This is a genomic window from Ensifer sp. NM-2 (assembly GCF_003024455.1).
Lineage (GTDB): Bacteria > Pseudomonadota > Alphaproteobacteria > Rhizobiales > Rhizobiaceae > Ensifer > Ensifer canadensis.
Genome location: NZ_PVZR01000013.1, coordinates 66,798 through 80,066 on the forward strand (window position 1 = coordinate 66,798; position 13,269 = coordinate 80,066).

At 61.4% G+C, this 13,269-nt stretch carries 12 protein-coding genes and 1 pseudogene; 6 read left to right on the forward strand and 7 right to left on the reverse strand.

The annotated features are described in order from the left end of the window. Nucleotides 1–23 precede the first annotated feature (23 nt). The 3 genes and pseudogenes from C6558_RS23580 to C6558_RS23595 all read left to right on the forward strand — a co-directional run bounded on the left by C6558_RS23580 (nt 24) and on the right by C6558_RS23595 (nt 3,426). On the forward strand, nt 24–1,928 hold the full coding sequence (locus tag C6558_RS23580; protein WP_107027754.1) for an adenylate/guanylate cyclase domain-containing protein: 1,905 nt from the start codon (nt 24–26) through the stop codon (nt 1,926–1,928). 65 nt (nt 1,929–1,993) lie between these two features. Next, nucleotides 1,994–2,273: pseudogene (locus C6558_RS23585) on the forward strand (guanylyl cyclase); the annotation flags it as partial. A 640-nt stretch (nt 2,274–2,913) separates the two neighbouring features. Further along, a complete protein-coding gene (locus tag C6558_RS23595; protein ID WP_107027756.1) occupies nt 2,914–3,426 on the forward strand; it encodes an OsmC family protein in 513 nt (170 codons plus the stop codon). Here the strand turns inward: C6558_RS23595 and C6558_RS23600 are convergent. The 7 genes from C6558_RS23600 to C6558_RS23630 form a co-directional block, all read right to left on the reverse strand. Continuing rightward, nucleotides 3,401–3,682 carry a glycoside hydrolase family protein gene (locus tag C6558_RS23600; RefSeq protein WP_146160905.1) on the reverse strand — a complete coding sequence of 94 codons (282 nt, stop codon included), beginning with the start codon at nt 3,680–3,682 and terminating at the stop codon, nt 3,401–3,403. The genes C6558_RS23595 and C6558_RS23600 overlap by 26 nt on opposite strands. Before the next feature lie 225 nt (nt 3,683–3,907). Then, on the reverse strand, nt 3,908–4,960 hold the full coding sequence (locus tag C6558_RS23605; protein ID WP_107027758.1) for a C45 family peptidase: 1,053 nt from the start codon (nt 4,958–4,960) through the stop codon (nt 3,908–3,910). Continuing rightward, nucleotides 4,950–5,678 (reverse strand): glutamine ABC transporter ATP-binding protein GlnQ, encoded by a 729-nt coding sequence (glnQ, locus tag C6558_RS23610; RefSeq protein WP_107027759.1) that lies wholly within the window; start codon nt 5,676–5,678, stop codon nt 4,950–4,952. The genes C6558_RS23605 and glnQ overlap by 11 nt, the downstream gene beginning before the upstream one ends. Beyond that, nucleotides 5,675–6,331 carry a glutamine ABC transporter permease GlnP gene (glnP, locus tag C6558_RS23615; protein WP_107027760.1) on the reverse strand — a complete coding sequence of 219 codons (657 nt, stop codon included), beginning with the start codon at nt 6,329–6,331 and terminating at the stop codon, nt 5,675–5,677. The genes glnQ and glnP overlap by 4 nt, the downstream gene beginning before the upstream one ends. Before the next feature lie 58 nt (nt 6,332–6,389). After that, nucleotides 6,390–7,130: a glutamine ABC transporter substrate-binding protein GlnH gene (gene glnH / locus C6558_RS23620; protein ID WP_107027761.1), complete on the reverse strand. Its 741-nt coding sequence runs from the start codon at nt 7,128–7,130 to the stop codon at nt 6,390–6,392. A 23-nt stretch (nt 7,131–7,153) separates the two neighbouring features. Further along, nucleotides 7,154–8,491, reverse strand: coding sequence for an aspartate aminotransferase family protein (locus C6558_RS23625; protein ID WP_107027762.1), 1,338 nt, complete (start codon nt 8,489–8,491; stop codon nt 7,154–7,156). Next, nucleotides 8,488–9,372: a MurR/RpiR family transcriptional regulator gene (locus tag C6558_RS23630; protein WP_107027763.1), complete on the reverse strand. Its 885-nt coding sequence runs from the start codon at nt 9,370–9,372 to the stop codon at nt 8,488–8,490. The genes C6558_RS23625 and C6558_RS23630 overlap by 4 nt, the downstream gene beginning before the upstream one ends. A gap of 91 nt (nt 9,373–9,463) precedes the next feature. Here C6558_RS23630 and C6558_RS23635 point away from each other — a divergent pair, with 91 nt between their 5' ends. From C6558_RS23635 to C6558_RS23645, 3 genes are all read left to right on the forward strand, one after another. Further along, the gene (locus C6558_RS23635; RefSeq protein ID WP_107027764.1) at nt 9,464–10,303 is read left to right on the forward strand and encodes a 3-keto-5-aminohexanoate cleavage protein; all 840 of its coding nucleotides are present in this window, start codon (nt 9,464–9,466) and stop codon (nt 10,301–10,303) included. After that, entirely contained in the window at nt 10,300–11,136 is an 837-nt protein-coding gene (locus tag C6558_RS39715) for a hypothetical protein (RefSeq protein ID WP_146160906.1), read from the forward strand. The genes C6558_RS23635 and C6558_RS39715 overlap by 4 nt, the downstream gene beginning before the upstream one ends. A 126-nt stretch (nt 11,137–11,262) precedes the next feature. Further along, the gene (locus C6558_RS23645; protein ID WP_107027766.1) at nt 11,263–13,266 is read left to right on the forward strand and encodes a hypothetical protein; all 2,004 of its coding nucleotides are present in this window, start codon (nt 11,263–11,265) and stop codon (nt 13,264–13,266) included. The last annotated feature ends 3 nt before the right edge of the window (nt 13,267–13,269 follow it).

Consider the following 13,269-nt stretch of genomic DNA (forward strand, 5'->3'; position numbering starts at 1 on the left):
GCCCGCAGTTCGCTGATCGTCGGATGTCTATTGTCGGTCCGAAATTGTTGGCCTTGAAACTCCTGCCGAAGACTCGATCGGCGGGTGGCGACAAGGCTTGGCCCAACAGCGGCGACAAAGCATCATCAGAGCATCTACGCCGCATCCCCATACACGTTGCATTGGCGGCAACGTTCGGCATCATCATCGCGGTCACCACGGCAGCGCTGATCCTCGGCCTGGAAAGCGGCCGCCAGAACACAGTCGCGCTCGTCCGCGACCGCAGTGAGCGAATTATGGACACGATTGTGGAACGGACTCGATTGCACCTCGATCCAGCCCGCGACCAGTCCGAATTCTTGGCCAGACTCTTCCTCGACGGCGAAATCGACCCGCAGGACGAAGATGCCACCTCGAGCCAGCTTCGGGCGGCACTCGCCGGCCTCCCGCAGATCGCTGCGCTCGCCGTCATCCGCACCGATCTGACGCAGCTACGCGTCGAACGCAATGGCGACGAAGTCGTCTTGCGAAAGATCGACATGCGTACCGTGCCCGGCCTGGACGATGCGTTTGAGATGGCGCGGCGCGCAGGCCGCCCGGTCTGGGGAGAGCTTCTCTGGAGCGAACGGCTGAAGCAGCCTCTCGTCAATGTTCGCACCCCGCTGTGGCATGAGCGTTCTTTTCTCGGGATCTTGTTGACCACGGTCACGGTCGCAGAGCTGTCACGCTTTCTCGCCGAATCGCCCGCAGGGTCAGATGCCGGCGCATTTGTTCTTCTCGGCCGCAATCATGTCCTCGCCCATGCAGCACTTGCGCACAACCCTCAGCTATTCAGGCGCGACAAGCCCCTTCCGGAAGTGACCGAGATCGGGGACCGGGTGCTGGCGTCGATTTGGAACGCGGAGACAGAGGAGAGCGCGGCTCCTTTCGTAGGTTCGTCGAAAAGCCATATGGTCACGGTCGATGACACCTCTTATGTCTTTATCTACCGCGACATCCCCGGATACAGCGATCAGCCTTGGCTGATCGGCCGCTATTTACCGCTCGACGAAGTTGGCGGCGAAGTGCGCCGACTTGAGCAAGCGGCCTGTCTGGGGCTCGCGGCTGTGCTTGCTGCCGTCACTTGCGCCTGGATTGTCGGCTACGCGATCGGAAAACCGATATTGCGCGTGGCACGCGCAACGTCCGCAATTCGCACGCTCGATCTCACGGCTGCCCGCCCTCTCGCCGGCAGTCATCTTCGTGAACTGGACGAGGCGATCCGAGCCTACAATGCGCTCATAGCGACCTTGCACTGGTTCGAGACCTACGTACCTCGACGCCTGGTCAAGCAACTCATGGCACAGGGCGAACAAGCGACAACCCTAGTAGAGCGGGAAGTTACTGTGCTGTTTACCGACATCGTCGACTTCACGAGCCTCGCCGAGCGGCTAGCGGCGTCCGATGCGGCGGCGTTCCTCAATGACCATTTCCGGCTCCTCGCCGCATGCGTGGAGGCGGAAGGCGGCACCATAGACAAATACATCGGCGACTCGTTGATGGCGTTTTGGGGAGCGCCTGAATTGCAACTGGACCATTCCGCCCGAGCCTGTCGCGCCGCGAGCGCCATCGCAGTGGCGATTGTCGCCGACAATCGGAATCGACGAGAACTTGGCCTTCCGCCTGTGAGAATCCGGATAGGCATACATGCTGGCCCCGCGATGGTGGGAAACATCGGCGCTCCGGGGCGCATAAACTTTACGCTGGTCGGGGATGTCGTGAACACTGCGCAACGTCTCGAGGAGGTCGCCAAAGAGTGTATGGCCGACGACGACCAAGCGGTCATTTTGGTCAGTGACATCGTGCTGCGATCTGCCGGTTCCGGATGCTCGGCGCGGCCTGTCGGCCAGCATGTGTTGCGCGGCCGCCATGAGGCGACGAACGTTTTCAGGCTAGGACCACCGCGTTGAAAACATTGCGCTCCGAGGCCTTCGACCCACTGCTGGAGGAATATCACGGTCGAATAGTCAAGCTCATGGGCGATGGCGCGATCGTGGAGTTTGTTTCTGTCGTGGATGCCGTCCTCTGCGCCGTGGCTCTACTAGAGGCGGTCGCAACACGCCAGGCGGACGTCCCGCCCGAACACCGCCTTCTCTTCCGCATGGGCGTTAATCTCGGCGATGCGTAGTCGAGGGCGATGATTTGCTGGGCGATGGTGTAAACGTAGCCGCTCGTCTGGAGCAACTATGTGATACCGGAGGACTTTTGTATCCGGCACCGCTTCGAGGCACTCTGGTGTTATGCGATGGCCGCTCGGAGGCACGCTTCGGCGCCGCCGGTAATCCCATCCCACCGTTGATTGAAGTTTTCCGTGGCAGAGAGCGCCAAAGAATCGATGTCATATTCTCGTCTGGAGCGACCGAGACGAAAGCGGATTAACTCGCGGCTATGTCGCCGCGTTCGCTCGATTGGTCGATGGATGGGAAAAGAGGTAACCCTGCAAATCGCGTCCATCCCGTTGGCAGAAAACCTGCCGGCCTGAGCCAGTCTCTTCCCAGCCGATATGCTATCTTTAAGCGAAATTACTTCGCACACACCTACTCCTATCGGGCAGCCGAAAAACCAGCCGTTCGCAAACTAACTTCATGAGATTTATGTTGGTATCCTCAGCCCGCGCGTTGTCCCACCCGGCTTCGATCAACACGTGCGTTCCGGCCGAAAAACTTGAACGGAAACGGCACACCTTATCCTCGGGCCAACTCCTGCGGCCGCGCGTTTTCCAGATCATCTGGATTCGCGATCACGAAGCGCTCAAGCAGATGGCTGGATATCTTTGACTCTGGCCAACCCTGAGCGCTACACCGCTCTCGGATCAGCGCTTTGGCTTCAACGCTAACTGCTTAAGTGGTAGCATGACAGCGGTTTGGAGGAGGTTCTGGCAGAGGGGAGATTCTCATGCACGCAGCCGAACTGCGCTCGATCCAAGCGCCTATCAAGGATCGTTACAAAACTGAGCCCGAGGCCGCCCGTTTAACCCTTAGGGCGCGCGGCTCGTTGGACGCGCAGAACATCGCTTGCACAGTGGAGACCGGGCGCGCAACGGCAGTGGCTGGCCTGCACACGGCAACAGGCGGAACCGGACTTGAGCTTTGCTCCGGCGAAATGCTGCTTGAAGCACTCGTCGCCTGCGCGGGGGTAACGCTCAAGGCGGTGGCGACGGCTCTTGAGATACCGCTGACGGCAGGCACGGTCTCCGCCGAGGGAGATCTGGACTTTCGCGGAACTCTGGGCGTTGCCAAGGACGCGCCGGTGGGTTTCGCGCAGATCCGCGTTATTTTTGAGCTTGAAACGGACGCCCCGAAGGATAAGCTGGACCAATTGCTAAAGCTCACGGAACGCTATTGCGTTGTCTACCAGACAATCCGCAACGGACCGACAATGGCTATTGAAATAAGACGCTGCACATAGTGCGAAGCGTTGTCAGCTTGGCACCCGGCGCCTTTCCCAGGCGCGAGATGCGTTCCTCGAACTCGGCCAGGGCGGCGCGCAGGATCTCTTCGCCAGACGCCTCGGTGATGACCATGTTTGGCGGTACCGCGGGCACGCCGGCCGCGCTGAGATGACCGAAGCCAATGGTCCAGACCCCGCCTACGTCGGCCCTCGTACGGCCGTCATTGCGCTTTTCACTCAGCCGATCGGCAATTTCTCTTGGCTGCGTCGCCAACAAAAACGACCTTGACGACGGTAAGACCTGACGCAGCCAAAGGACATTCCAGCGGCCGCGTTCCGGTGCTCCACGCTCTACGACGACCAGTCGCGCTCGATGCTTCAGACGCCCCAAGGCGAGCCGAGCGCCGGCACAAGTTCGCCGATTACACCCACAGGCGATCCCGACGGGTACTCACCAAATGTTTGGCCTTTCGCAGTGGGCAACTGGCGGCATACCGGCTCACCCCGTACGGCTTTTGTCGTGACGAAGTGTTCCGTCCATCAAGATGCATGGGGCGTCGCCGGCGTGATCATAAACCCTCCAACTGATCGATTGGGCACCTATCCGGAAGACTGCTGTTGCAAGAGTATTTTCGTGGTCAGGGTCGTCATGCTGCGCACGATAGATTGGAAGCGGCGACACGGTCTTGTCCCAGAGGATGTCGAGGGGATCTGTCGGCGTGGCCTCTTCGGCGAGAAGGGTATCGCCGCGCTTTTGGCGTGAACGGGAAGAGACGGTGATGACTTGCCGCTCTCCGATCATGGCCTCATGGACCAGATGATTGGCGTGGCATTGCGGGCGATCGACCGCGACCACAGCGCAGCGTGTGTGAGTGTACTCGACGCTGAGCAGGCGGCTATCGCCTTGTTGGGCAAGGGTCATATGGAAGGCGCCAGCGCGCTCCGAGGTCTCAATCAGGCGAACAGCCTCGTCAAGCGAGCGACAATCGAAGAGGGCGCGGCCGAGCACCATGCGCGGCAAGCCGACGCCGATGCCACGAGAACGGATGTTGTTTACGGTTTGGACGAGGCCTGCCTCGGTCACGGCAAAGGTATGGCCGGGGATCGAGGCGGGATAGACGAAGCTGGTGAAGGAGGTGGCCCCCTCGGGCCGAATATGGGCAAGCGCGCAATGACCGCGGAAGCCGGGGTCGCCGTCCTCATTGTGTGCCAGGATGGGCTCGTCGCCCGGCAATTGCACAGTCGTGCAGCCGTCCGGGGCGAAGGCCCAGACGTCGCCGCGGCAGTTCCAGAGGAAGACGTCCTCGAATGGAAGGTCGAGGCCGAGTGCGAGGCCCTGGAGCTCCGCCCAATAAGCAGGGAAGCGCGCCTCGACCATCCGGCGCATGACGGCCACCCGCGGATCGTCGAGAAAAGCCATGACCGAGGCCCAGGCATGGCCGATGATGAGATGGCGGTGCACGATCTCCCGGCCGAAGCGACCCAGCTGGAAACCGATCTCATGAGGCATGCCGGCGATCTCGATGAAGCCCAGCCGGTTGTCAGTGGACATGCTGTAGGAACTCCCGCAGGCGTGGATTTTCCGGATTGGCGAGCAGGTCGGTTGGCTTTCCGTCGACGGAGATCTTGCCGTCCTCCATGAAGATCAGCCGCGTGCCGACTTGCCGGGCAAAGGCCATTTCGTGCGTAACCACGATCATCGTCATGCCTTCCTCGGCGAGCGCCTGCATCACGCGCAGCACTTCGTGGCGCAGTTCCGGGTCGAGCGCGGAGGTCGGCTCGTCAAACAGCATAAGCTTCGGCTTGACGGCAAGCGCCCGGGCGATCGCCACACGCTGCTGCTGACCGCCGGAAAGCTCGGAGGGATAATGGTGGCCACGGTCGGCAAGGCCCACCTTTGCGAGCAAGGCTTTCGCCTGTTCCAGCGCCTCCGGGCGGCTCAAACCCCGGACGCGCCGGGGACCGAAGGCGACGTTTTCGAGTGCCGTCATCTGCGGGAAAAGGTTGAACTGCTGGAAGACCATGCCCGCCTCCTGACGAATATGGCGCACCTGGGAACGGCCGGACTTCACGCTGATCCTGTCGACGACGAGATCGCCGCCACTGATCTCTTCCAGCGCGTTGATACAGCGCAGGAGGGTGGACTTGCCCGAGCCGGAGGGGCCGATCAACACGACCACTTCGCCGGCATCGATGTTGAGATCGACCTCGCGCAGCACCACGACGGGGCCGAAGGTTTTCGTGACCTTTTGAAATTCAACGATGCTCACAGAATTCGCATCCTCTTTTCGGTGACGCGCAGGATGAGGGTCAGGCTTCCGGTCATCAACAGATAAAGGATCGCCACCGCGCTCCAGATCTCGACTGCGCGAAAATTGGCGGCCATGATCTCCTGGCCTTGGCGGGTAAGTTCGCCGACACCAATGACGATGAACAACGATGTATCCTTGAGACTGACGATGAACTGGTTGCCGAGCGGCGGGATCATACGTCGGAAGGCGACGGGGCCGATGATGTAGACCAGCACCTTCCACATCGGCAGGCCAAGCGCCAACCCAGCCTCCTTCAGCCCCTTGTGCACGGAGAGGAAGGAGCCGCGGACGATCTCGGCGATATAGGCGCCGGCGTTGACGATGATGGCGGTGACAGCGGCGGTCATCGGGTTGACGCGAATATCGGCAAGCACCGGCAGCGCGAAATAGATGAACATCACCTGCACGACGATTGGCGTGCCACGGACGAGCTCCACATAGACAAAGGCGATGCCGTTCAGCAGCGCATTGCCATAGGCGCGCATCAGGCCCGCGAGGAAGCCGACGATGAGACCGCCCACGAGGCCAGCGATGGTGATGAGGATGGTGAGGCGCGCACCGCTCAGCAAGGCGGGCATGGCCTCGCCAATGACGGACCAGTCAAATTCCATGGATCTGTTCCCGGCGAGAGGAGGGCGCGCAGGATTTGCCGGCGCGCTCGACTAGGCTTCAGAGATTCGGCTCGGTACCGAACCACTTCTGGTAGATCTCAGTGTAGCGCCCGTCCTTCTTCATGTTGGCGAGCGCCGCGTTAACCTTGGAGACCAGTTCGCTGCCCTTGGGGAAGCCGATGCCGTACTGGTGCGCCATCATCTGCTCGCCGACCGCCTTCACCTTGCCGCCGCCGGCCGTCTTCACGTAGTAGAGCACGTTCGGCGTGTCGTGCATGGCGGCGTCGACGCGGCCCGTCTGGAGCTCCAGATAGGCGTTGTCGATATTCGGAAACTGCCTCAGCTCGGTTTCCTTGAAGTTTTCCTTGGCGTAGTCCGTCGCCGAAGTACCGGTCTTTGTGGCCAGGATCTTGCCCCTCAGGTCCTCTGCGGCCTTGACCGTGCTGTCGACCGGCACCATCAGCAGGAAACCGCTGTCGTAGTAGCCGTCGGAGAAGTCGATCGCCTTTTTGCGCTCGTCCTTGATGGTGATGCCGGCGAGCGCCACGTCGACCTGCTTGGTCTGGAGCGCGGGGATGATGCCATTGAAATCCATCGGCTGCAGCGCGTATGTGACACCGATCTCCTTGGCGATGGCATCCCACATGTCGATGTCGAAGCCGACATATGTGTCGCCTTCCTTGAACTCGAAGGGCACGAAGGCCGTATCGGTGGCGACCACCAAGTCTTCGGCGCGCGCGCTCGAAGCAAGGGCGAGCGCCGTTGCGGCGGCGGCAAACAGAATATAACGCAGTTTCATGATAGTTCCCCTTTTTTGCTTGGTTATGCGTGTGGAAGAGCACTCGTGGCGGCGTCGATCGCATCGCCCAGCCGTTCGACGATGCGGGTGACGTCCCCGCGGTCGACGATGAAGGGCGGGGCGAGCAGCACATGGTCGCCGAGCCGGCCGTCGATCGTGCCGCCCATCGGATAGACCATCAGACCGCGCGCCATGGCCTCTTTCTTGATCAGGCCGTTCAGCTTGAGTTTCGGATCGAAGGGCCGCTTGCTGGAACGGTCGGCGACCAATTCAACGCCGCGAAACAGGCCACGCCCGCGGATATCGCCGACATGGTGGTGGTTGCCGAGGCGTTCGATTAGCTGGCGTTCCAGCTCCGCGCCCATGGCGATAACGTTGCCAAGCAGGCCCTCGCGGCGGATCGTTTGTTGCACGGCAAGGCCGGCGGCCGCCGCCATCGGATGGCCCATATAAGTGTGGCCGTGCTGGAAGAAGCCGGAGCCGTTCGCGAAGGCGTCGAAGATCTTGTCCGACAGCAGCACGGCGCCCACCGGCTGGTAGCCGCCGCCAAGGCCCTTGGCGATGGTCATCAGGTCGGGCGAAACGTCCTCCTGTTCGCAGGCATGCAGCGTGCCGGTGCGGCCCATGCCGCACATCACCTCGTCGAGGATGAGCAGCACGCCGTAGCGGTCGCAGATGCCGCGAATACGCTTCAGGTGATCTGCGACCGGCGGCACGGCGCCGGCCGTCGCGCCCACCACGGTTTCAGCCACGAAGGCGATCACCTGGTCGGCGCCAAGTTCGAGGATCTTGTCCTCGAGTTGCTGTGCGGCACGAGCGGCATAGGCCTCGTCGCTCTCGCCCGGCTCCTGCAACCGATAGGCATAGCAGGGATCGATGTGGTGGGTTTCGATGAGCAGTGGCTTGAACTGCGCGCGCCGCCATTCGTTGCCGCCCGCCGCTAGCGCACCGAGCGTGTTGCCGTGATAGCTCTGCCGGCGCGCGATGATGTGGCGGCGCTGCGGTTCGCCTTTCTCGACGAAGTATTGCCGCGCCATCTTCAGCGCCGCCTCCACCGCCTCGGAACCGCCGCTGACGAGATAGACATGGCTCAGCCCCTGTGGTGCGTCTTCGATCAGGAGATCGGCCAGGGCCTCGGCGGCTTCGGAGGTGAAGAAGCCCGTATGGGCATAGGCAAGGTGGTCGAGCTGTTCGTGCAGTGCGGCGATAACGGCGGGATGGCCATGGCCGAGGCAAGAGACGGCCGCCCCCCCCGATGCGTCGATATAGGCTTTGCCCTCAGCATCGAACAGTTCGATGCCCTTGCCGCCGACGGCGACCGGCATGCGGGAATGGATGGCGCGATGCAGAATGCGGGTCACGGACGCTTCATCCTTGTCTTGAGATGGGTGTTGAGGGCGGCCGACTGGCGGTCGACGCCAGCGAGTGCTGCCCCCGCCGTTTCCTCCGCCTGGCCGGCGACCAAGGCGCCCAGCGCCTCAGCGACGACGAAGGCCGGCGACATGGTATGGAGGAAGGATGGGCTTTCGGTCGGCACGACCACCGTGCAAGCAGCAAGCTGGGCCAGCGGGGCGACGACACTATCGGTGATCGCGACGAGCGGTACGCCGGCCTCGCCGGCATATTCGGCGATCTCGATCGTCTGGCGCGTATAGGGCAGCACGCTGACGGCGACCATCACGTCGTCGGTTGTTGCGCTGGCAAGCGCATCAGCGCCAATACCGCCTACGGCATCCAGCATGATCGAGTGTTTGCCGGCAAGCGAGAGGATGTAATGCAGGTGCCAAGCCGGCGAATGGCTGGAGCGCAGACCGAGGCAATAGATACGCCGCGCCGCACTCAGCCGCCGGGCGGCTTCAACCAGTGCTTCAAGGGAAGCCGGCTGCGAAAGTTGGGTGATCTGCGCAGCGATTCCACTCAGCATGTCGGTCGCCAGCTCCTGATCGCCCTTGAGCTTCTGGCTCTTTGCCTGCGCCCCGACGCGACCGGCAAAGCCTGTCACGTCGTTGCGCATGGCATCCGCATACTGCTGGCGGACATCCTCATAACCGGAGAGTCCGAGATGTTTGGCAAGCCGCGTCATCGTCGCAGGCTGGACGCCCGCCTGTCGCGCCTGCTCGCGCATGGAGAGGAGCGCAACCTCGCGCGGTTGGTTCAGGATATAGCGCGCGGCGGCTTGGAGCTGCTCCGACATCGTATCGAAGGCCTGCACGATCGTTTCTGCGAGAGGAGCGGTTTGCATGAGAGTCGATTACACCCTTCGTTGGCGTGTTGCAACATATGTTTCATAGATGTATAAATATGATCCGCACGGATCATAGAGGACCCAACGGATGACGACCCCGTATAAACCGCATCGCGTGGCGATTGCAGTGGCGCCGAACGGCGGACGCCGCACTAAGGCGGACCATCCGGCGATCCCGCTGTCCGCGGTCGAACTGGCACGCACCGCCTGCGAATGCCTGGAGGCCGGCGCAGCAATGATACATGTTCATGTGCGCCGTCCGGACGGCAACCACCTTCTCGACGCCGATGCCTACCGGCAGGCGATCGACGCCATCCGCGCGGAAGTGGGCGATCGCCTGGTGATCCAAATCACGACGGAAGCGCTCGGCATCTATGCCCCTGCCGAGCAGATCGCCGTCCTGAAGGCCGTGCGACCGGAGGCAGCATCGCTGGCCCTACGCGAACTCGTGCCGGACGAAGCCGCAGAGCCGGATTTCTCCGAAACGCTTGGTTGGATGAAGCGGGAAAATGTGTTGCCGCAGATCATCCTCTATGATCCTTCCGAAGCTGTCCGCCTTGCCGCGATGATCCGGCGTGGCCTTGTGCCATGGCCGGATATCCCGGTGCTCTACGTCCTCGGCCGCTATACCGTCTCCCAGACTTCGCAGCCCTCCGATCTGTCGCCCTTCCTCGCGCCGGACGCGCCGAGATTTTCTCACTGGAGTGTATGCGCATTCGGCCGACACGAGGCGGCGTGCGTCACAGCTGGCGCCCTGCTCGGCGGTCATGTTCGCGTCGGGTTCGAAAACAATTTCCATATGCCGGACGGCAACCTGGCATCGGCAAATGCCCCCTTAGTCACGGCGGTAGCGACGTCGCTTAACGGGCTTGGATATGATTTGTGCGACGCCGCTTGTTTGCGTGGCAGCGCCGACGGCGCGTCGTGAACAATCCGATTAACATAGTCTGCCATCACCAAGAATCTGCCTTGCTAGCTCCGAGCAAGACGACCATCCGAGCGCACCAGCTTGTTCGACTCATACCGCGTCGCGAATTTCTCGCGCACCTTGCGACTGTCACTACTCCCCCAAGCACGAAGCCGACAGATATCCGCAAGTTCGATACTGGCTTTTCTCCGCTTGTCGGGCAGGCAGGTTCCCCGCTGACTGACTATTCTGCGGCACCGCATTTCCTGCATCTCGCCGCGAGCGGACCAGGAGGCATCGCCGGCACATTGGCCGATAGGTTGTTGGCGGCAATCAATTCAAATGCAAGCCATCGCCCGGTATTTCAGGCCGTCGTATTGCGTCAAGACGGTGGGATATGGAGGCCTGCCTGGAACCTTCCAGGAGCTGCCACCGCTATGCACCTTTCGGCACTTGCTGATATCGGCCAGGGCATCAATGACCCTATCGTTATCGGTTTTCGTCCGTTTGGTGGGATTGCCGGTGACGATCTGTTTCCACAGGTAAAGGATCCGGCCAAGCATCCGCTCGTCGACGCGACCACGATCGATGTCGATGATTATACCTTCGCAATGACTCGCTTCCGCAAACGTTTGGTGCGCGACCTTATCGCAGGTCCATCGCTGTCTTCGCCTGCTTTTAGCGATGTACAGGCAGTGTCTGTGCTGCTGAGGCTGGTGGCTCGCGCTCGTGACGGAGATGCACAGCGTCTGATCGTCGAGCAGCTTGAAAGTGTCTCCCACGATAATTTCCAAACCATGCTCTCGAATGCTCCCGAATGGGGGCGCCTGAGTCTTTTGCGCCTTGCGCCATGAGCGACAGCTGGTCTTGCATCGATCTATGCCGAGCGCGACGGCGTTGTTAGTTCCTGGGCCAGCGTCGTTCGATCAGAGCGGCCGGCTTCGTTGCGAGCAACGCCACCCCGCGCCATTGAAGGGGCCATGGTGCCTGCGCAGCGGCAACGTGAGCAGGTCGCGCGCCACGGCGTTGGCGAGGCACGCACGTCCGCGGGCTACCATCCACTCATTGCAGAGCCGCGACTTCTGACGTCAGAACCATCGTGGACTTACGGCGAGGAAGAGCCCGACTACAGGCTGACTGCAACAGGCGTCACTATGGCATGGTCACTTGCCGCCGGCGGTGGCGCGAGTTTTGGAGACGCGCTCGGCTCGAATGAGGCATCGGCCTATTGGATCACTGACCGCTACCATACGGCATTTCGTCCGTTCAGCGTTGCCGGCCCGCAAATTACGTTTGCGCTGCCCGATCAATTTGGAGCGCAACTACCAGGCTCGCTTCTTCCGGCAAATCATGGGTCACCGAAGCTCGCCCATATTCCTGAGGACGACTGGAAGGACACGACGCAGTCCTTCGCACCCGCCATAGTGTGCACCAGTCGGATATCGCCGCGGTCGGGTGCGCTAGCTGCAACGCGCACCGGCCTGATCTCGATCGTGGATGACGGCAACCATCAGCTGATCCTGGAGGCATCTCAGTCCCCGTTGAACATGCGCCAGCCTCGTCCGCCGATCCTTGCGCGCAACGACCGGGCGCGTGCCAGCTCGCACGAAACTGGCCCATTCAACCTTTCGCGTAACCCCAGTATGATCCTCCATGGACCGCGTGCGAGCCGTTTTGGTGAGACCGCGTTACCCGTCGGTCTTGACCGTCGGCCGCGCTCATTGCACGCCATGCGGCTTGTGCTTCAATCGCCGAGGGCAGGAATCGCCACGCCGGATTGGGATGGCGAGGTTGTAATTGCCGTCGATGCTATCTATGGCGCCATTGAAAATCCGGTTTGGACGGTCGTGAGTGCGGCCATCGTTCTTGCGACCGATCGCTATGAATGGGCGGCAGTCGCTAGAATTCTATCGGCCCAATCCGCGGTCTGCAGCTTGACTGATTTCAGGGGTAAAGCCGGTGGGACGGGCATCGTACAAAGCGCTCGTGATGCCTTGCGAGCTGCCGCGCCGGCAACGAGCGCTGTGCTGGAGGTCACGTTAAGCCATGAGCGTCCTGAGGGCCCTCTTCTGCGTCAGCTCCGTGTGGACCTGCTGACAGCAGGGCAGGGGCTCGCAGCTCCCGGAGTAGAGGCGCCGCTGTTTTTCCGGTTCGACGATCCCGAATATAATGATCAGCTAGGCGGCCTTGCGAAACTAGCGCGCAAGCGATCACCTGCTACGGCTGATGTTGATTTCGTTTTCGCTGCAGATATGGCTGACATAAGGCCCGATCAGCGAGTGGAACTCGGCCTTTCATTGCGTCCGGCAATGACCGGTGGTGACGTGACAATGAAGTTCGAGCCCGGCGACGGCAATAGACTGAGCTACAATGGAGCTCTCCTCGAGCTGACAGTGGAGCGTCAACGAAGTGGCGCCGTAAAACCGGCAAAGCTCGGCGGCAAGACGGCAATCGTGAATGCAGAGGCTTCCAACGAGTGGGGAACGTTTTATCTGACCGGCACCAGCGAAGGGGATTTCCACGCCATGAAGCTCGACTGCGCCCAGCTTCGTGAGAACGAGGATTCGGCCGAGCCCGCTCTTGCCCCCGACGACCAGCTACAGCTGATCTTAAGACTAGCACGATCAGACGCGCAGGTTGTCACTTTGAGGTTTGACGTCGTTTCCCGGCCCGATATGCCCGCCAACCAGTCCTCGTTCGGCATCTTGATGCTGAAGCCTGACGGCAACTCCGTCCCAGTACATTTGTTCGCGCCCGGGCCTGATGCTGAAATCGTCGAACTCGTTGATCCTCTTGATCTGGTTGAGGGCGTTGTGCGACGTCGCGCTATTTTCCAGTGGCGTTCATTCCACCGAGCGGTTGAGTTGGAGACCGCTTCGGCAAACCTCAATCCTGCGCGGTTTGCTCTGCAAAAAGGGAGTGGTCGGGGAGGCACTTGGCTTCCAAGCGAGGTCGAGGATGGGTGGCAAGCGACGCCGGGTTGATGA